This window comes from uncultured Bacteroides sp. (assembly GCF_902472605.1).
In the GTDB taxonomy this organism is placed as follows: Bacteria; Bacteroidota; Bacteroidia; order Bacteroidales; family Bacteroidaceae; genus Phocaeicola.
This window is the reverse complement of record NZ_CABROP010000004.1, coordinates 20,217-41,241: the sequence shown is the minus strand read 5'-3', so window position 1 is coordinate 41,241 and position 21,025 is coordinate 20,217. Positions and strand designations below refer to the sequence as shown.

General features: G+C 43.3%; 16 protein-coding genes. 2 read left to right on the top strand and 14 right to left on the bottom strand.

The features are described 5' to 3' along the window. The first annotated feature begins 66 nt into the window (after positions 1 to 66). On the top strand, positions 67 to 720 hold the full coding sequence (locus RDP42_RS01725; RefSeq protein WP_204474283.1) for a DUF1349 domain-containing protein: 654 nt from the start codon (positions 67 to 69) through the stop codon (positions 718 to 720). A gap of 326 nt (positions 721 to 1,046) precedes the next feature. After that, entirely contained in the window at positions 1,047 to 1,460 is a 414-nt protein-coding gene (locus tag RDP42_RS01720) for a hypothetical protein (RefSeq protein ID WP_308762271.1), read from the top strand. Between the two features lie 73 nt (positions 1,461 to 1,533). Here the strand turns inward: RDP42_RS01720 and RDP42_RS01715 are convergent, their stop codons facing one another. The 14 genes from RDP42_RS01715 to accC all read right to left on the bottom strand — a co-directional run bounded on the left by RDP42_RS01715 (position 1,534) and on the right by accC (position 20,842). Further along, complete coding sequence (locus RDP42_RS01715; protein WP_308762270.1) at positions 1,534 to 1,755, bottom strand: DUF2188 domain-containing protein; 222 nt, start codon at positions 1,753 to 1,755, stop codon at positions 1,534 to 1,536. Between the two features lies 1 nt (position 1,756). Continuing rightward, a complete protein-coding gene (locus tag RDP42_RS01710) occupies positions 1,757 to 2,377 on the bottom strand; it encodes a hypothetical protein (RefSeq protein ID WP_308762269.1) in 621 nt (206 codons plus the stop codon). Positions 2,378 to 2,495: 118 nt separating this feature from the next. Then, complete coding sequence (locus tag RDP42_RS01705) at positions 2,496 to 6,230, bottom strand: DEAD/DEAH box helicase family protein (RefSeq protein ID WP_308762268.1); 3,735 nt, start codon at positions 6,228 to 6,230, stop codon at positions 2,496 to 2,498. Positions 6,231 to 6,324: 94 nt separating this feature from the next. Further along, positions 6,325 to 7,632 (bottom strand): restriction endonuclease subunit S, encoded by a 1,308-nt coding sequence (locus RDP42_RS01700; RefSeq protein WP_308762267.1) that lies wholly within the window; start codon positions 7,630 to 7,632, stop codon positions 6,325 to 6,327. 5 nt (positions 7,633 to 7,637) lie between these two features. After that, positions 7,638 to 8,522: a protein adenylyltransferase Fic gene (gene fic / locus RDP42_RS01695; RefSeq protein ID WP_308762266.1), complete on the bottom strand. Its 885-nt coding sequence runs from the start codon at positions 8,520 to 8,522 to the stop codon at positions 7,638 to 7,640. Positions 8,523 to 8,524: 2 nt separating this feature from the next. Next, positions 8,525 to 10,528: a class I SAM-dependent DNA methyltransferase gene (locus RDP42_RS01690; protein ID WP_308762265.1), complete on the bottom strand. Its 2,004-nt coding sequence runs from the start codon at positions 10,526 to 10,528 to the stop codon at positions 8,525 to 8,527. A 63-nt stretch (positions 10,529 to 10,591) separates the two neighbouring features. Further along, on the bottom strand, positions 10,592 to 11,179 hold the full coding sequence (locus RDP42_RS01685; RefSeq protein ID WP_308762264.1) for a hypothetical protein: 588 nt from the start codon (positions 11,177 to 11,179) through the stop codon (positions 10,592 to 10,594). A gap of 95 nt (positions 11,180 to 11,274) precedes the next feature. After that, on the bottom strand, positions 11,275 to 12,312 hold the full coding sequence (locus tag RDP42_RS01680; protein ID WP_308762263.1) for a WYL domain-containing protein: 1,038 nt from the start codon (positions 12,310 to 12,312) through the stop codon (positions 11,275 to 11,277). 1,016 nt (positions 12,313 to 13,328) lie between these two features. Continuing rightward, positions 13,329 to 14,699 (bottom strand): VWA domain-containing protein, encoded by a 1,371-nt coding sequence (locus RDP42_RS01675; RefSeq protein ID WP_308762262.1) that lies wholly within the window; start codon positions 14,697 to 14,699, stop codon positions 13,329 to 13,331. Beyond that, positions 14,626 to 16,254, bottom strand: coding sequence for an AAA family ATPase (locus RDP42_RS01670; RefSeq protein ID WP_308762261.1), 1,629 nt, complete (start codon positions 16,252 to 16,254; stop codon positions 14,626 to 14,628). Before RDP42_RS01670 ends, RDP42_RS01675 begins: the two co-directional genes overlap by 74 nt. Beyond that, positions 16,242 to 17,147 carry a DMT family transporter gene (locus RDP42_RS01665; protein WP_204474298.1) on the bottom strand — a complete coding sequence of 302 codons (906 nt, stop codon included), beginning with the start codon at positions 17,145 to 17,147 and terminating at the stop codon, positions 16,242 to 16,244. Before RDP42_RS01665 ends, RDP42_RS01670 begins: the two co-directional genes overlap by 13 nt. Positions 17,148 to 17,255: 108 nt before the next feature. Further along, the gene (locus RDP42_RS01660; protein WP_308762260.1) at positions 17,256 to 18,788 is read right to left on the bottom strand and encodes an acyl-CoA carboxylase subunit beta; all 1,533 of its coding nucleotides are present in this window, start codon (positions 18,786 to 18,788) and stop codon (positions 17,256 to 17,258) included. Beyond that, positions 18,785 to 19,306, bottom strand: coding sequence for a biotin/lipoyl-containing protein (locus RDP42_RS01655; protein WP_022354532.1), 522 nt, complete (start codon positions 19,304 to 19,306; stop codon positions 18,785 to 18,787). Before RDP42_RS01655 ends, RDP42_RS01660 begins: the two co-directional genes overlap by 4 nt. Positions 19,307 to 19,330: 24 nt before the next feature. Beyond that, positions 19,331 to 20,842, bottom strand: a complete 1,512-nt coding sequence (gene accC / locus RDP42_RS01650) for an acetyl-CoA carboxylase biotin carboxylase subunit (RefSeq protein WP_308762259.1) — start codon at positions 20,840 to 20,842, stop codon at positions 19,331 to 19,333. Between the last annotated feature and the right edge of the window lie 183 nt (positions 20,843 to 21,025).

Sequence of the window (21,025 nt, the reverse complement as noted above, 5' to 3'; positions counted from 1 at the left end):
ATGATTATTAACGAATCACTCGGAAAACTTTTCACCAATTTAGGAACCTAATTAATTTCATCTGATATGAAAAAACAACTCATCTTGGGCCTGGCACTCGGCGCATCGCTTCAAGCCGGAATGGCCCAGACACTGGAAAAAATGCAATGGTTCAACGAACCTGAACAATGGAAAATTGAAAATCAAGCCCTGACCATGTTTGTCACCCCGCAGAGTGACTATTGGCGGATTTCACACTATGGCTTTACCGTGGACGACGCTCCTTTCTATTACACCACCTACGGAGGAGAGTTTGAAGTCAAGGTGAAAGTGACCGGCGACTACAAGACCCGTTTCGACCAGGCCGGACTGATGCTGCGCATTGACCATGAAAACTACATCAAGACAGGTATTGAGTTTGTGGACGGCAAGTTCAACCTGAGCACGGTCGTCACCCACAAGACTTCCGACTGGAGCGTCATCACGCTGGACAAGCCGGTACCTTACATATGGATCAAGGCTGTCAGACGGTTGGATGCCGTGGAAATCTTCTATTCCTTCGACGACAAGGAATATGTCATGATGCGCAATGCCTGGTTGCAGGACCACGTCCCTGTCATGGTAGGTCTCATGGCGGCCAGCCCGGACGGAAACGGCTTCAATGCCACCTTCGAAAACTTCAAGGTAAAGCACCTGCCTGACCTCCGCCGACAGGAATGGCTGAAAAAGAATGCGGAATAAGAAATGAAAAAGAGGTTGTCTTCCAAATTTTCAAGCGGAAGGCAACCTTTTTCTTTTTTGAATTTCCATTATTTATGACCATCATCTTTCTTTGCGTTGTTTAATCTTTGGGGACCGAATGTCTCTCTACGTAAATACGAATAAACCTTGAAATATCCAGACAGGATAGTTTACACGATTTCTTCAATATCACTCTAAAGTAAATCATGTAAAATGAAAATAGCTTATCGCTCTAAAAGAAAATATTAATAGTACGAAATAGACTATATTCCTCGATACATATCTCAATATTTTTCATTACATTTAGCAATAAAAAAATCTTAATTATGAAAAAACATCACATTCTTCTGTTGTTAGCCTTTGCTATCATGTCAATCGTCTCTTGTAAAGATGAAAATAATATTGGGCCCGACGAACCAATGAAGTGGGAACATAGTATACCTAATTTTGAGAATAACAAAATCAAAGTAGACGCTAATGGTGGAGTGTTTGTACTAAAAAATATCAACTACCCTGGGTTCTATATTACAGAGATACTTGATTGTGATTCTGTAGTATATTTTTATAATTTTGAACCTGAACAACCCACATTAGAATATAAAGGAAACTGGTTTGCTGTAAATAAGAACAATGACACACTAAAAATCGAGATACAACCTAAAAATAATGATGTAAATAGATCATTAACAATTAATATACAATTCCTGGATGCATTCAATACATTGTATATTGAGCAATAAGATGTTTTTGTGAGTGATATAAATACAGCGAATGAACATTCTCTTAAGTTCATTCGCTGCTATTAAGATAGTCTTATCCTTTTGGAGGATAATTATCATTTCCATAACTATTCTTTTCACGTATTTTCCCATTCTCGCCGTGAATTAATACTTCTGACTTCTGATTAATCGCAATTTCTCTTGCTTTATTTATAGCTTCTTTCTGAGTATTGAAATTCTTGGTTATCCTTGAATTGTTTTCCCCTCTTACACCCCAACCTGAGGATGTTTTTACTACATGTTGATTTTTTCCCATATTACTTAACTGTTATATCGTTAATCTTAAATTCAAAAACATATTCATTCTTTATATCCTCAATAATGATAGGAAAAAGAACTTTTACGGTTTTACCAATATACGGAAGCTTTGACTGCTCAACATTCTTTTTGTCTATTGGAAAATTAAATAAATCACCTTCTTTCCACCCACCATATTGTCCACTTATATAATAAACATTATCTGTAGGCATTATTATATCACTTAAAGTTGCTCCTTTTGGGATAACACTTGCTGGTTGTGAGTTATTTCTATCAATATACTTAACCCCACTATGCATAACTCTTCCAACTTGTCCAGATGTACTTATATATGCGACATCATCCCAAGGAAGTTTTATGGAATAATTCGACTTGTTTTTTAATTCAAATGCAAACTGGCTATTACCTACGAACCAGGAAATATCTATATAGTCATCCTCATATTTGTAGTTGGTTTTACCATCTACATCCAGTTTGACAATTTTAGTTTCACCATACTGTTTTTTTGCATCAGCTGGTGCTTCAACATTTGATAGTCCCACATTATAAGTAAGGTAAGGACCAAATCCACACGATGTCATAGAGACAGCAGCAATTACTGTAATAAAAAACTTCTTCATAAACGCTATATTTAATGTTATGATGCAAAGTTCTGATACTACTGTGCAGTCTATATGCACAATAAGAGGAAATCTGAATTAACAAACTTCCTCTTATTGTTGGATAGTCGACAAACTATTACTTGCCTATAGCAAAATTCAGATTTTTCATATTCTGTGCAATAACCCAAAGATACATAGTAGAAACAATGTGGATTGCAGAATTAAGTTCTTTCATTGAAGCATCCGGAGCATTATGCGACTCGCTGTTTCTCCATTGCTTTACTAATTCCAGATAATCATAGAATTTATGATACCTTTCATCTGTATTGTTTTTCAGACCTCTCAGACAGCTGAGTGAGAATATACAATTTATAAATGTAGGCATACTGTTCTCATCCTTGTCATTTACCATTTCCTTGCCGTTCAACAAATAATATACTTTTTTCAGGAACACTTCATATTTTGTCACAATGGTATTGAAATGCCTTCTTTTGTCTACCAGTTTCATTCCTTCCAGACAGTAAAGTCTGTTAAAAGAATCAAGTAACAGCTCGTTTGCTCCATCAATAGAAGATGTAGTTTGAACTTTCAATACATCAATAAAGCACGATGCTACAGAATTAAAATCAGGAAGGAACTGCTTCAAGTCAGCAAACTCACTTTCTACATCTAACAGCAATTTCTGCTTGAATAGTTCCGGTATAAACGGTAGGTCATCTTCCTTTTTCTTGTAGTTTTCATACATCACCTTTGCCATCTGTGTCATGACATTACGGTAGAAATCACTGTTTTCAAACAACTTGGCGAAAGAGTCCATCTGTTCCACATAACAACCCCTTGCCACTTCATCAAATATCTGAGGGAAAATACTTTCCTCAAACTGCTTTTCATCCGTATTGTTCGCCTGTTTGGTCAGTTTCTTTTTGGCTGTAGTGACCATCTTATCGTAGATGGATTCTACTATAACACGGTCTGCTTCTGAGAATTGTCCCTGATACATGATATTTACTTTATCAATGATACGGCTCAGCAAATCCTCATTGTCGTTCTTCAGTTTCCCTGCTTTAGGATTTTCACCTTTTATCGGTTTATTGTCGTCACCCAAATGAATGGAAACTGTTTCTCCTTCAGATATTTTGGAGTTTACCAGCATAATCTGTTTGTTCAGGTCTATTCTTTCTTTGGCGTTCTTAGGCAACAGTCTGTACAGGTAGTCAGCATATACGTATGCTTTGTACAGTTCCTTGTCGTATGTTCTTGCTATCTGTGCCATATAAGAGTAGAAACGGACAAAGTTCTTGATTTTCGACCTTACCTCGAACTGCTTCTCTTCGTCCAATGCTCCATATCTATCAATAGTATTCTTAAACGCATTCGACAAAGCTCCAAGGCGATCTTTCTGTTTGTTGATATTTTGCAACAAATCATAGAATTTCTGTTCGTCACCCTCTGTCCATAGCTGGAACATCTGTATGTCCTTTCTGAAAGTATATACATAGTTCACATCCACAGGCTTTATCAACTCTGTACCTTTATAGAACGGTTCGAACGATTTCTTAATATCCTCCGGCTTGTTGCAGAAATCGAGCACGTATGTATCCTTCTTGTCCTTTTGCCATCTATTCAGACGCGAGAGTGTCTGCACAGCCTTTACGCCCTTCAGTTTCTTGTCAACGAACATTGTATGCAGCAGAGGTTCGTCGAATCCTGTTTGATATTTGTCTGCGACAACCAGCATATTATACAAATCCGAAGCAAAATACAAAGGCAATTTGGCTTCCGAGATGTTTCTTCCGTCAGTGGAGTTCAACTTTGTTTCGGTATATTCAACACCCTCATACGATACCATACCGGAGAAAGCAACCATAGGATTTACATCAGTAATATTGTTTTCCTGACAATACCTCTTAATTTCCAGAAAATAACGTACCGCATGAGCACGCGAAGAACATACCACCATAGCTTTTGCCTTTCCAAGCATGGCATTCAGTGTCACCTCCCTGAACTTCTCCACAATGATAGCCGTTTTCTGAGCTATTACATGCTGATGATTATCATGGAAAGCCTTTATAGCACGTGTGGCAGGCGTTTCCTCGTAAGAAGGATCAGATTCTATACGCTTTGCAATCTCGTAAGTAGTGTCATAAGTGGTATAATACTTCAGTACATCCTTGATGAATCCCTCTTCTATAGCCTGTAGCATGGAATAATTATGATAAGCCACATATTTGTTGTCTTCAGGATTTTCGCCTTCTTCGGCCAACTCACCGAATGTCTGCAGCGTCTTAGGCTTTGGAGTGGCTGTAAACGCATAGAAATACAGATTATTGTGCTGTCCCTGAACCAGCAAATCCTCCATAAGTGCATCCTTCTTCTTCTCAAGTTCTTCAGCCTCAATCTCTTCAATTTCTGCATATTCGCGCAAAGCCTCGTCTGTATCGGCAAGTGCAGCTTTCAGTTTCTCCGCACTCTTGCCCGACTGTGAAGAATGAGCCTCGTCCACTATTATGGCGTATCTCTTGCCGCTACGGCTTGTCAGTTCTTTATAGATAACCGGGAAACGGTGTAGGGTAGTGATAACAATTCTCGTATTGTCGTCATTGATGATTCTTGCCAGTTTCTCCGAGTTGTCAGAATCGGTAATGGTTTCTATCTGCCCGTCTATATGGTCGAAGCCTAAGATTGTACTCTGGAGCTGCTTGTTCAGTACACGTCTGTCTGTGATGACAAACACACTGTTGAACATATTCTTCATCTCCGCATTCTGGAGTCCTGCAAGGCGATAAGTGAGCCATGCGATAGAGTTCGATTTTCCCGAACCTGCCGAGTGCTGAATGAGATAATTGTTCCCGTGCGGCTTCTTCAGGGAATAGTATTGTGTCTTTTCGTCGGCAGCCAAATCATATCTTGCTTCCTCTTTGCAACGGCTTTGCAACACATTTGAATAATAAGTATCAGCCACTAACTTTTCCACCACATCCAACTGATGATAACGAGGAAAGATAATCTTTACCGAGGTTTCCGTAATCTCTTTCTCCCTGCCATGCTTGTCTATAATAATCTTCAGTTTTTCTTCCTCCTGGCAAGAGATATAACGCTGAAGAATGGAAAGCAGCATATCCCTGCGCAAAACCTTTTCCCACAGATAGGCAGTTACATATCCGCCGTCCTCACGTTCGGGATTTCCTGCACCCCCCACTTCACCTGCTCCGTTTGAGCCTTGATTGAAAGGGATGAAAAAAGTCTTTTCCTTTTTCAGCTCGGTAGTAAGAGCCACTTCATACAGGTCAACTCCGAAGTATACCAATATTCTGTTGTTGAAATGAAACAGCGGTTCTTTTGGGTCTCTGTCCGTACGCCACTGACGTTTTGAGTCCTCTACATTCTGACCTGTAATCTGGTTTTTCAGTTCGAGTGCCACCACCGGAATACCATTCAACGAGAGAACCATATCGATGGTGTTCTTGTTCAGCTTGGAATAGGCAAACTGGCGTGTCACCGTGAGAATGTTCGCATCGTAATTCGCCACAAGCTCATCATTCAGCATTGAAGCCGGAGCAAAATAACAGAATCTGATATTTATACCCACATCGCTTATGCCCTTGCGCAGCACATAAATCAGTCCGTAGCGCGAAACGTCATCCTGAAACACACGGTACAGCTGTTTCTCAGCCTTGTCGCCATACTTCGTTACATAGCGTTTCCACTGCTTAGGCTGTGTCTTTTCTATAAAAGAGATAAGCACAGGCATATCTATAGCCCTGTCCTTGTCGTATGTATCCTGATTACCTTTGATATAGCCGCCCTCTGTGATAAGGTATCGTTCTATATCAGCTTCAAAGTTCTTTTCCTTTAAGTCTGTGGTATTCATGGTTATATCTGTCTTTAATCTTATATTTACAATTCAAAGTACAATCCAAAGTGCCATTTTGGCTCTTTGGCTCCTCTTCTTTGGCACTTTGAGATTAACTTACTTTTCTTTTCCCGGTTACGCACTCGAAAATCAATGATTTTTTGTAGTCTTTCAGCTTCTCTATCTTCTGTTGCTTGATGGAGATTAGCTCGTCTATCTCACTGCATTTCTGGTCGAGGTAATCGGTTATGGATTGTTGCTCGGAGAGAGGTGGAAATGCAAAGAAATAATTCATAATTTTTTCTTGTGCTATAGTTGGAATTGTACCTCCAACAACAGATGTTTCAACAAACGCTCTTGTAGCTTTAGTTTGAAAACTATATGCCAGAAACTTTGGATAATCCTTGTGTTGTTTAAAAACGACAATCTGTGGGTTTATTGTACATTCCATAGGTATATCATCAACAAATGAACATTTTCCATATGTAGAACCAGTCTTAACCATAAGTATATCATTTTTTGATATCATTATTTCGGGAGATTCATAATACTTTTTCCATGACAAATATGTCCTATTTGTGTAATCCATTTTCATGTCTTTCATATTTGATGGACTTAGAGTTATAGCTCCGTTTCCTTCTGAAACTAAATCATCAGATTTATACCCTCTAAAACCAATACGACCAAAAACATTACAAGAGAATTTTAATCTTTTCACTTTCCAATGCTTTGGAATCTCCCCAATCCATTCAATACCGCTATCTTTTAGAGGAACATTCTTATCCAAACCTTTGGTTACAGCTTCAGTAATGACAGATTGCTTGTAGCTTTGCAGTTTGGTTATCATTTCCTCTTGCAGAGTTATCAATTCGTCTATTTCGCTACATTTCTGGTCAAGGTAGGTGGCGATGGATTGTTGCTCGGAAAGAGGAGGTTGTTGATAAAAGAGGTCTCCAAATTCTTTATATCTAAAATCAGTTGATCTTTCTCTAATTCCTTTTGCTAAAGATTGAATAACCCCTCCTAAAGCATATGAACGAAGTAAATAAGCATAATAGTAAACATTAGCATCTGTATTGTTTTTAGGGGTGCAAACAGAATAAACCGGAGTAGATTTCCCATTAGAATCGGATACACCAATAGCACCTGCAAAAGCATCCATATTATGAATAACTAAATCACCCCTACGTACACCTTGGTAACCAACTTCCTTCATTGCATTTGTAAAACCATCAGTCCTACGATTAGAGCGTAAAGTAACTTCTCCATCTCTAAAACAAGTTATAATTTCATCATTGTCTCTTACAGGTCTTTCTTCCTTTTTAAAAAGATTTTTTCCTTTTTTCACTTCCCAATGCTCCGGAATCTCCCCAATCCAAGCAATACCACTATCTTTATATTTATCGTATCTATTTTCCATAAACATCAATCTTCCTGTTCGTAATAATATGAGTAATCAATACCTTTCATAAAGGTTTCCCGGTCATTAATCTTGTCGGTAAGTGCAGGGCGCAGAAGTGCTTTCAGTTCATCAGCATTAGCCACACTGTGCGTCATGGCATCCAGATAAGATTTCTTGTTTACATTGCTCCAGTCCACACAAACTTTAAGATTTTTTTTCAGCATCAGGTCAAGCCAAATACGGGTGGCACGTCCATTGCCTTCACGGAAAGGATGGGCTATGTTCATCTCCACATACTTGTCTATTATTTCATCGAAACTTGTTTCGGGCATACGTTCTATCTGTTCCAATGTAGCTTGAAGATATTGAACCATTGCAAACTGGAATCCTCCTTTGGCTATGTTTACCGTACGTATCTGTCCGGCAAAGTCGTATAGTCCGCCAAACAAATAAGCATGAATCTGCTGCAAACCTTTTATGGTTCCTACTTCAATGCTGTCAATCAGACTGCTTTCAAACAGAGCGTAAGCTTTCGATTTGCTTCGCCCGTCTATGGTTTCATCACTGTTGGTAAACCATTCCACAAACCGTGCTGCCTTGGTATTAGGGAAACATGCTGCAAGAGAAAGAACCCCTGTGTTATCAAGGACATCTGTCATATAATGCTTCCCGTCCGAAGCCATTAGTTTCAGTTGGTTAGTGACACTAACCAACTCATTATTCTCTTTCTTCAGCTTGTTCTTCAGATACTTCCAATAGTTTCTGTTCTTGGTATAATCATCCTGGGCATTTAGCACGCCAACAATATCGAGTACAGAAAACCACCATTTGGAATTCTCGTCATCCCAAATGGCACGTACTTCTCTGTCATCAAAGAAACGGATGGATATTTTATTTATCTTGGTCATAATTATCCTAATATCTTGGACATCAGTTCCGATTCTTTTTCTTCCAACTTTTTCAGTTCATCAAATATCACAGAACTTGGTGAGAGCGGAGTGTATTTATAGAACTCACGGGTGAGAGGTATTTCATAACCGATTTTGCTTTCGGATTCGTTGTACCAGAAGTCAGGGGCATACGGACGAACATTTTTGTCCAAGTATTCCGTAATATCCTCTTTCCAAGGGATAATTTCGCTGTCCTTCAGTTCCGGATCGGGAGCAAACCCGCTTTCTTGGTCTACAGGTTTTATGTATGCCTCCATCATATTGGAGTTTCGCTTACCGAAATAGTTTCTCAATAGAGCAACCTTTCCCTGAGGAACTTTGATTTTAGCTTTCTTCAACTCGAGGAAGAAAGTGATGTCCGGGAATCCCACATAATTAGGCATATTGTTTTCCCAATATGCAGCAACTTCTTTCAATAAAGCTCTGTCGGCTTCTTTATAGTTTTCAGCAGTGGTCTCGTCAAAATGAATATCCTTATACTCTAAGCGCAAAGGACGGTTGATGATTAGTTTGGTAAACTTGAAGTCTTCCACATCCTTCACCTTGCTTTCCACTTTCAGTTCCGGGTTAAGTTCGGAGGTATATTCCCAATCAGTAAAATCGTGATAAGCCTGCATGATAAGTTCGCGGCAGACTGTGGTGATTTCCACACGCTTGTTGCCGAGAGGTTTACGCAGTTTCTCAAAGCATTTGCTTGCGTCAATAAGTTGAACCTTTCCTGTACGTTCTTCCGATTTGTTTTTACTCACTACCCATATATAGGTAGCGATTCCTGTATTATAGAACAGGTCGTTTGGCAACTGCACGATGGCCTCCAGCCAGTCATGCTCCAGCAGATAACCCCGTATTTCGCTTTCACCACTTCCGGCATCGCCTTTGAACAAAGGAGAGCCGTTCTGAATAATGGCCATACGTCCTTCTTCCTTCAGCTTTGCCACACCGTTGAGCATAAACAGCATCTGTCCGTCACCCTTTGCCGGCAGTCCCGGAGCAAAACGTCCTGCTTCGCCCAGCTCGTGTTCAGCTTTCACACGCTTTTCGGATGCTTCCCAGTCAATGCCGAAAGGTGGGTTTGATATGACGTAGTCGAATTGATAATCCTTGAACTGGTCATCGCCCAGCGTATCGCCCAAGCGCATATTGTCGGCATTACCGCCCTTGATAAGCATATCGGCTTTAGCAATACCATACGTCTGCGGATTGAGTTCCTGACCGTAGCATGTGATTTCGGCTTCGGGGTCTATTTTGCGGAATCTCTCATCAAGACAGGCAAGCATCTGGCTGGTTCCCATTGCCATATCGTAGATGGATGCCACAATGCCTTCATCTTCCATTTTTTGTTCATCGTCACCTACCAGCAGTTCGCTCATTAGGTATATAATGTCGCGTGCGGTAAAGTGTGCTCCTGCCTGGTCGTTATACGATTCGGAAAACTTTCTGACTAATTCTTCAAAGATGTAGCCCATATCCACAGCCGAAACTACATCGGCTCCAAGATAGGCTTTGGCTGAACAGAACTCCTTGATGACGAGGTAAAGACGATTGTTGTCGTCCATCTTCTTGATTTCGTTATAGAAGTCCATGCGGTTAATTATATCAATCACATTCTCAGAGAAATGATTGAGGTAATTCTCAAAGTTGTCTTTGATATTATCCGCATCGGCAAGCAATATATCGAAAGTAAACTTGCTGGTATTATAGAATTTCTGTTTGGCTGCCGCCTCAAGAAAGCCTTTCTTTACGGTTATGCCTTTTGCTTCAAGTTCTTCGTTCATCTTGATAACGGCGTCCTTTGTTGGTGCAAGGGTATCTTCAAAACGTTTTATTACGCACATAGGCAGGATTACCTTTCCGTATTCGTGAGGTTTGTATAATCCCACCAGTTTATCTGCAATAGCCCAGATTAAGTTTGCTTTTTCCTGTATATTGATAGAGGTCTGTCTCTGTAAGTCTTCTCCGCTCATATTTCTGTTTTTTAATTACTTTTCAAAGGTACGAATTTATTGTGCAGTAGAACTGCACTTGTTTTATAAAAATTCAATATCTTTTCTTGTGATAAAGAAATGATATAGTTCTTTTGTACGTTCGTTTGTATTTGGAGAATGCTTGCTAATTTTTATTTTTTTACCAATATCTTCTGGATGCATTTCATTGTATTTAAGAAGGCAATCTTTACAATGGTAATTCCTGTTTTCATCCTGCTCTATTAAACCAATGATTTCTTCAGAACCTTCAGTAGACATAAATACAGATGTTTTTTGTCTAAGATTCTTTATTTCATTTTCGCTTGTAGGAAGAGTTTTACACCAGTATATTATATTGAATAGCTCAAAAACCGTACTGCGAATAAGATATGGAGCAGAGCCAGCACCTACAATTGTATCAATAGCTAATCTGTGTGAACCATTGTTGGCTATTTCTACACAAGAGTGAAAACTTCGTTGTACATGAACCGGTACGAATTCTTGCATTGTATTATTACCCATAAATTTACTACATTCAGCAAGATTTGTTCCGTTGAACTGTATGGGTAATACTCCACTCTTATTACAATATGTCATAACCCATTCTAATATTTTACGAATGATATGCATCAACAAAATTTCTGCAAGCATTGATTAAATGAATTGCTATACTTCTGTAATTAGGCATTTCCTTTGCGTTATTCATAAGAACAAAAATTAGATTAAAAATTTTTACGATACAAAGGTTATATCTTGTTGTGCAGTATATCTGCACAACACTTATTTTTTTCGATGATATTCTTTGCTCTTTCCGAGATTTTTTCTCTTAATGATTGTGGTTCAACTATTTCTATACTATCAGCAAATCCTAATAGAAGGGTCTCGAATTCATAATTTGGAATCAATTTTAATCTTATAACAACATGGTTTTCATCACTTAAATGTTTAAGCTCTGTTTGTGATTCATGGAATGGTTTAGATTCTATATAATTGTATCGTTTTCTGTCTACTTTTAATATTATGGTTTCAATATCGCAATTTGCAGGAACGGTAACTCCAACCACATCACTAAAATATTCCATAAAATCAATGTCTTTATTTTCGATGTATGGTATAGATGTTATTTCGAAGCCAATAATTCTGTCTATAGCCATATTCATTATTTTTGAATCTGATAAGCCAAAAAGAAACCATCTATTATTATATTGTTTAAGGAAATAGGGATGAAGAATATAGCTTCTGGATTCTCCAAAAGCCGCTTTATATTCTACTTTTAATGGTTGTTTATTTATAATTGCCTCAAATAGAGAAGTAAAATATCCAATACCTTTTAGATATGGATTATGCTCGAAAGCAACAACACTGTCAACATTGGATTTTAATTTAAAAGTGTCCTCTAAACGAGTCAGAACTTCTTCCATCCATTCAAATTGAGGCAGTCCTTTAAAACGGTTAAGCATTAAAATTGTCTCTTTCAAATGCTCGGCTTCTGTTTGACTTAAAGGTTTCTTGTTTATGGAAAAATTTTTATCGCTGTATCTATAATATTTCCGCTTGCCATCGTTTATTTTATCCAATGGAATAGAATATCCGGCTTCACTTTCCATAAATTTGATATCCTCAAATAATTGACGGCGCTTAATTCCATCTATATTTCCACTATATTCATAAATGGCATTATTACATGCTTCTATTAAGTCTTCAATAAAATATTTTTTACCCCAGTTACTAAAGCATCTGTCTAATGCTTGATAGCGTATTACTGCATGTTGATTGGTTCCCATTATTATTGAGATTACTGTTATGAAAATAATACTTTACCATATTGTTATGGATGATATAACTCAATTGTTACAAATATAGATGCTTTTTATAAGAATTGAAAATCAGATAGTATTTTAATGTTATATACCTTATGTGTAAAGATACCAAAACACCGTGTTATTAGTCAAAATGATTGTTTATTAACCTTTTTACTATCCAGTATATTCCCTTATTTTGCTTAAATAGAATGAATTGTTAATTTTGAAGTGATAATTATTTGTGATTTCAATAAGAAAAACTATTACTTTGATTAAAATCAAGTTTAACATTAAGAGTTTAAAAGTAGAAAACGAGCTGTTATTTCATCAAAAATGTGCTTCAAAAACCCCAACCTAACAAAATGTCAATCTCTCCTATCCCCCACTCAAATTTTCTAATTTAACCGCTCCAATCCCCATGCTTCCTTTTTTAACAAGGAAAAACATTTATACAAATTCAAAAAGAAACAATATTCAAATAAATAACAACCGCTATCACACAAATAAGAAATAAACCACACATATCCTCCACAAAACACAAGCAAACACGTACAAAAAGCAACCCCCATTTTCACACTCCAGGCCTCCCATTCCGCAAAAAAACACCCCCAAAATCCACATTTTCCAACCTCCTCCAGCAGCCCTAAAAACCACTTTCCAAAAACACAAGTACATTTGCCCTCAAACACCCTTGCGTTTTCCTTCAAACGTCAAAGAGTTTTTCCTGAAACGCTTCGGGGTTTTCGTCCAAACCCTTCGGTATTTTGGCGTCAAATTCGGCTTTTCAGACCAATTTTCCCGCATTTTCTTCTCCAGATTCATCCGAATACCCGTTTTTATACAGGAAGCACCCCCTCTACAAGCCTTCTGAGAGGGGTAACCCACAGCTATATACAAAAAAATGCGAAATTCCATCCTTCAGAAAGAAAGCAGAATTTCGCATTTTAAATCTTATATTCAGTAAGAAACGAAAAACAAGGACAAAGTGATTTTCCCATTCAATACATCTCCCAGTACTTTTCACACTCATGAAGGTAGTCCGTTTCCGGATGGGTACCGAATACCAACGCATAGAAAGAAGTACCCCGCAAACGGGCACGGTGGATGTCGGCCAGCAGCGCGTCATCGGGAGGGGGCATCTCGAAATCGGAAATCAGTACCACGTCGGCCCGGTGCCAGCCGTGAGTACGCAACATCATCAGCGCTTCGGCAAAGGCCGGACGCACATCGGTACCTCCGTCAAAGCGACGTTGCAAGAAGTCCACTAACACCGGGAAATCGGTCTTCAAATCGCGTACCAAGAGAGTTTGGATGTCTTCCGAAAAGTTGATGACGTAACATTTCCGCGAGGTGGCTTCCGTCAGTCGGGCGATAGCCAGCACGGCCGACTTGGCCAGGCGTTCGCGCCCTTCGCGCATGGAACCGGAGGTATCCACACAAATGATGTAAGGCCCTTGGGCACTGACTTTCTTCTTCTCCGGCGAACGGTCGGAACGGTCCTCACGGGAATAGGAATCGAACTGTTGCAAGCGTTTTTCCACATAGCGCTGCATGAAGAAGGGATAGAGCACCTCGTCCGTGAGGTAGCAATACTCCACGGGCAGCAGGCTGTTGAGGTCGTCGCCCAAGGTCACTCCTTCCACGTCGCTTTGGGCGGCATGATGAATCAGGCTGTCGGCCCGAAGTCCCGACAGGGAGTCGAAGCTTTCTTTCCGTCCGTCCACGTTCTTCCCCAGGCAACGCACCAGCTCGCGTATCTGGCGGTTCTGCTCCATGGCTTTCTCGTAGGGCACCACTTTCTGATAGAGTTCCGGATGGTTCCGCAACAACCATTTCACGCGCGAGCCCCGTAGGTTGCCTTCCGTTTTCAGGCCGAACGACTTGTCCAGCAGGGCGAACCCGTCGCACAGGCGGAAGAGGTGCTGGTACTGGTAGTCGTATTCCTTCACCGAAAGCAGGTGGTGCCACTTGTCCAAGAAGAGTTCCTGCAAGGCCGCGCGTTCCTCGCTCCCTTCGGGAAGCTGGGACAGGCGACCGATGTAATAGGACACATCCAGCTCGGCCAAGGTATAGCGCTTGCGGAAAGCCGTTTCCATCCGTTGCAGGAAGGTCAGGAAATCGGCCGACGAAAGGGTTTCGTTTGCATAGAAAACTTCCCATTCGGAGGTATAGCGGGAATAGAATTCCTGAAGCGAAGGCACCGTCTTGCGGTAATAGTCCCACACGCATTCCTCCAGCTCGCTCTCTAATACCGTCCGTCCCTGAAGGTATTCTTCCATCCGCACCCGGCTCCGCTCACGAAGTTGCTCCAAATAGGCTGTTTTCAGGTCTTTCAGACGGATATTCCTCGTTCTCTTTCCGGTATGCATGTTTCATTTCCTCCAATTCGTTCCGATAGCGGAACAGGGCTTTCGTCGGCTCGCCCAGTATCCGGCTCATGGCTTCTTTTTCTTTTCGTCCGACAAACAGATGGTTCGCGCAATAGTCGGCTTCTTCTTTCACCCAATCGCCGCAATGGGCTTCCACGTGGCTGAGCTGCTGTTCCAGCCGACTGAAGCGGGCGGGAAGGTCTTCGTGCGACTGTACTTCCATGGCGGGCAGAGCGGTGCAGTCGGGCGTACACAGCAAGGGGTATTCATAATCGTTGATGAATACCGAACGGCGGCCCCGACGAAGGGTGTAGACTTTCGAGGGGGATACCTTGCCACGCATCGAGGGATCGTATTTCTTCAACACGTAACAGTCGGTCTTGTACTTGTCTTTATGCAAGTAGAACTGCTTGCCGGTATCGTCCAGCTGCTGGTAGTCGGAAGCGAAGAGGAGCAACCGTCCGGCCAAGCGCACGCGCTCCACCTGGTAATAATAGGAGTCGACCAGTTGCAGTCCGGCATCGGCCCGCTCGCGCAGGGCTCCTGTCGAATCGAGTTCTTTCTTCAGGGCTTGCAGGTCGGCTTCAATGCCGGAGAGGTTCAGCACATAGCCGCGCACGCTCTCGCCTACTGCCGTCAACACGGCATCGCGCACCCAGTCTATCTGTCCGGTCTCGTTCCACAGACAGTGTACCATCAGCAGGCAGTCGGACAGGCGCACCTCGGTGTTTCCTTGCAGGAAGGCAGAGGCCCGCAGCAGGCGCACGATTTTCTTCCAACGACGGTCAGACACGTACAAGGCGGGCGAAGCGGGTACATCGGCATTTTCCAGCTGACGGTTGTAGTCTTCCAATTTGTCCTTGAGGGAATGAATCACTTCCAGGACGGAATAGTGCAGACCGATGGCCTTCATCTGTTCCTGCCACCGACGGTATTCTTCGTCGCTCACGGCCAGCTGCTCATCCATTTCCGGCTCGCTTTCATCGGCGGTCAGAATCATCTGGTCGAATTCAGACAGGTCTTCAATGCCGCCCACCAGCTTGCGCACCAGGAAACGGTCGTACAGGGCTTCCAGTCCTTGGCCCGAAGCGGGAAGTTCGTTCGAGGCGGCAATCAGCCCCTTCATGGGCACCTGCACGGAGAACTGTCCGTTGCGGTAGATTTTCTCGTTGATGACGGTCAGCAGGGCATTCTGGATAGCGGGACCGGCTTTCCAGATTTCATCTAAAAAGACCACAGTGGCGGTAGGCAGATAGCCTTCGGTCATGCGCTCGTAGGTGTCCTCGTTTTTCAGCTTGGCGATGGACACGGGACCGAAAATCTCGTCGGGGGTACTGAAACGCGACATGAGGTATTCGAACGCGGTACCTCCGCGGAACATGAGTTTCAGCCGACGGGCTACCATACTCTTGGCCACTCCCGGAGGGCCCAGCAGGAAGATGCTCTCTCCGGCCACGGCCGACAACAGGGCCAGGGCCATGACCTCTTCCTTGCCGTACACCCGCTCGTTCAGGGTTTCCAGCAACTTCTCAATGCGGTTTCTCAATGCTTCCATTTGACGTAGAGTGAGGGGAAAAACTTATGTTGTTTCGACAGCACGTTGAGGGTCTGGAGCACGACTGACAGCACAATTAGTCCCAGTCCCAAGTAGAAACTGAAATTCAAATCTTTGGCTTCCTGGAAAATAATCATGGCGCCGATGATGCTGTATATCGGCTCGAGGTTGTAGCTCAGGTTGACCGTAAAGGCGGAAATGACCTTGAGCACCTGAATCTGGAGGATATAGAGTCCGACGGTACAGACCGACGCCAGACAGAGCAGGTAAACCAAGTCTTTCGTACCGGGCAGAATGGAGGCCACAGGGAAATAATGGAGGTAGAAAGGCAGGATACACGACAGGCCCACGAAACCGCCCAACATCTCATACATCAGCATGGTGCTGGAGGTGTAGTTCACGGCCACCTTCTTGTTGACAATGGTAAACAGCGAAGCCAAGGCCGACGAGATGATACCCATGCAGATACCGGTCCGGTAGCGGGTATCGAAATGGAAAATCAGCACGATGCCGAGCACGGCCACCAAGCTGAACAATATCTCCCGCAAAGAGATACGGTGACGGTTAATGAGGGGCTCAAAGATGGCCGTAAAGAGGCTCATCACCGACAGGCAGACCACACCGATGGACACGTTGGAGGCCTTGATGCTGCCGTAGAAGAAAATCCAGTGGCTGGCCAGCAGCAGTCCCACGGAGGCAATCTTTGCCACATCGCCGAAAGAAACCTTCCGCAGTTTCTTCAAGCACGAAAGCAGCAGAAAGAACATCACGGAGGCAAACATCATCCGGTACCATACGAGCAGTCCTTCGTTCAAGGAAATCAGTCGCCCGAACACGCCCGTCCCTCCGGCAATGAGAATGGAAAGATGCAGTTTTATAAATGCTTCCTTCATAAGGATAAAATCTAATGTGATAACTATACAAGAAAGCGAAGAACCCTCCCGAATGACCGGCGGAATTCTTCGCTTCTTATGTGGATTTACTGAATAATCGTCAGCTGATTACAGCGGCATGTTACCGTGTTTCTTCGGCGGATTGCTCTGGCTCTTGTTCTGAGTCATTTCCAATGCCTGAATCAGTTTGTAACGGGTATCTTTCGGCAAGATGATTTCATCGATGTAACCCTGCTCGGCCGCGCGGTAAGGATTGGAGAATTTTTCCTTGTATTCTTCCACTGCCTTGGCTTTCTCTTCCGGAGTAGCCTTACGGTACAGGATGTTTACGGCACCGTCGGCACCCATTACGGCGATTTCGGCTGTCGGGTAAGAGAAGTTCACATCGGCACCAATCGGCTTGCTGTTCATCACGATGTAAGCACCTCCATAAGCCTTACGGGTAATGACGGTAATCTTAGGCACGGTAGCTTCTGCGTAAGCATACACAATCTTCGCGCCGTGACGGATGATACCGTTGTGTTCCTGTGTACATCCCGGCAGGAAGCCCGGTACGTCTTCGAATGTCACGATAGGAATGTTGAAGCAGTCGCAGAAACGGATGAAGCGGGAAGCCTTGTCAGAGGCATCAATGTCAAGCACACCGGCCAGGTAAGCAGGCTGGTTGGCCACGATACCTACAGAACGTCCGCCCAGACGGGCAAATCCGACCACGATGTTCTTGGCAAAGTGAGGCATCACTTCAAAGAAGTACTGGTTGTCGACCACCGGCTCGATGATGTTCTTGATATCGTACGGCATGTTCGGGTCGTCCGGAATGACGCTCATCAGGGATTCATCGGCACGACGGATGTCGTCGTTGCAAGGAATCATCGGGGCATCTTCCATGTTGTTGGAAGGAAGGAAGCTCAACAGTTCGCGGATGCTCATCAGGGTTTCTTCTTCGGTGTCGCAAAGGAAGTGTGTCACACCGCTCTTGCTGCTGTGGGTATAGGCACCACCCAGTTCTTCCTTGTCCACTTCTTCGTGGGTCACGGCTTTCACTACGTCCGGACCGGTGATGAACATGTGGCTCTTTTCCTTCACCATGAAGATGAAGTCGGTCAGGGCCGGAGAATAGCAAGCACCTCCCGCACACGGACCTAAGATGGCCGAAATCTGCGGAATCACACCCGAAGCAATGGTGTTCTGATAGAAGATGGAAGCGTAACCGGAGATACTGCCTACACCTTCCTGAATACGGGCACCACCTGAGTCGTTCAAGGCAATGACCGGAGCACCGTTCTTCAGGGCCAGTTCCTGTACCTTCACGATTTTCTGGGCACCGGTTGCACTCAGCGTACCGCCATACACGGTGAAGTCGTATGCATATACATAGACCAGACGACCGTCAATCTTACCGTAACCACATACGATACCGTCGCCCGGGATATGTTTCTTGTCCATGCCAAAGTCTGTGCAATGGTGGATTACGAACTTGTCGATTTCATTGAACGTACCCTTGTCGAGCAACATGTCGATACGTTCGCGGGCTGTCATGTGACCGTTGGCGTGCTGTTTTTCCACGCGTTCTACACCACCGCCCTGAGAAGCCAGCTTGTCCAGCTCCTCAAATTTCTTATATTGTTCTGCTGTTGTCATTGTTCGTCTTCTTTAATTACATCCAACGTCATTATTACCTGATTGCTGTTGACGGAGTCTCCTTCGTTCACAAGGATTTCCTTCACCACGCATTCACTGTTCACTTTGTAGTTACTCTGCATCTTCATGGCTTCAATCACTACCACGATGTCACCAGCCTGCAGACGGTCGCCCACCTTTACCGGAATCTTGACTACCTTGCCCGGCATCGGAGAAACAATCTTGTCCTGCTGCTTCTCTTCGGCACCCTTGCGCATGCGCAGGTACTTGGCCTGAGAGTCGATGATGTCGATGTTGTATGACTGGTAATGTGCATTGACGGTGTAGCTCTTTCCGCCTTCCTTACGAATCAGTTCGGCGTTGTACGACTTTCCTTCGTGCAGAATGGAACAACTTCCGTTTTCGGCCATCACGATGTCCACATCGTAAGGCACTCCGTCGATGGTCAGCTGTACCTTATTGCCTTCCTTGCTGACCAAGGTTACGTCTGCAACTCTGTCTCCTATATGTATTTCCATAATCTTCTACTTTAATAAATACGTTTAGATTCGCAATACACCTTTCTTCAGGCCGAATTCACGCCAGCGGCTGATCGGACGGTTATCGCTGGAAGCCGACTTGTTTTCTTCCAGGTTCATCAGGTAGTCGATGTAAGCGGCAATCATGGCGATGTTTTCGGTTTCTTCCTCCTTCTGTCCGGCCCATTTACGCAGCATTTCCTGGTGCTTCGGGATGAACAGGGTATTGTAATGGCCTTCTACGAAGTCGGGCACATTCATGATGTGACGCAGGTAACTGATGTTGGTCTTCAGTCCGGTAATCTTGTATTCGTACAACACGCGGCGCATACGCTCGATGGCAAACTCACGGGTAGTAGCCCACACAATCAGCTTACCGATCATCGGGTCATAATAGATAGGAATTTCGTAGCTTTCGTACACATAGCTGTCGATACGTACACCGATACCGTTCGGTTCAATCAACTGACGGATGACACCCGGAGAAGGCATGAAGTTGTTTTCAGAGTCCTCGGCACAGATACGGCATTCAATGGCATGTCCACGCTGCTTCAGGTCTTCTTGCTTGAAGTGCAGCGGTTCGTTGTTCGCGATGCGAAGCTGTTCCTTTACCAGGTCCACGCCTACCACTTCTTCCGTAATCGGATGCTCTACCTGCAAACGGGTATTCATTTCCAGGAAATAAAAGTTGCGGTGCTTGTCGACCAGGAATTCGATGGTACCGGCTCCTTTGTAATGCACTGCCTTGGCCGCAGCCACAGCTGCCTCACCCATTTTCTGACGCAATTCAGGAGTGACGAAAGGAGAAGGAGTTTCTTCCACGATTTTCTGGTTACGGCGCTGGATAGAACATTCACGCTCAAACAGGTGTACCGCATTACCGAAGTTATCACCTAAAATCTGGAATTCGATATGATGAGGTTCTTCTACGAACTTTTCCAAATAAACGGTATCGTCACCAAAAGAAGACATAGATTCCGAACGGGCTGTATTGTAAGCTTCTTCCACTTCCCCTTCGTTGTGGATAAGACGCATACCTTTACCTCCACCACCCATGGAAGCTTTCAACATGACCGGATAGCCTATCTGATTACAGATTTCCTTGGCTTCTTCCACACTCTGCAACGGTTGTTCAGTTCCCGGAACGACCGGTACACCGGCTGCAATCATGTGCTTACGAGCTGAGATCTTGTCTCCCATGGCATCCATCGTTTCCGGATCCGGACCGATAAAGATAATACCTTCCTGACGGCAACGACGTGCAAATTCTGAATTTTCAGACAGGAATCCATATCCCGGATGAATAGCATCCACTCCATGACGTTTGGCCGCCATGATAATCTTATCTATGTTCAGATAACTTTCGCGTGACGCAGCAGGGCCTATCAGACAAGCTTCATCCGCATAAAGTACGTGGCGAGCCGTTCTGTCGGCTTCGGAAAAAACTGCGACGGTACGAATGCCCATTTCACGGCAAGAACGCATCACGCGCACAGCAATTTCACCACGGTTAGCGATCAATACTTTGTGTATCATGCTTTATGTTTTAATTATGATTTCTATGATACCGGGTCGTTCTCACACCACCCAATTAGCTGATTATCCACACGCTGAAAAAATCATTCGTGCACAGATAACCTAAAAACTGTGCAAAAATAGCAAAAAAAGAGACACCTTTCCAATGAATGCCTCTTTTTTTGCCAAAACGCTACCTTTTCC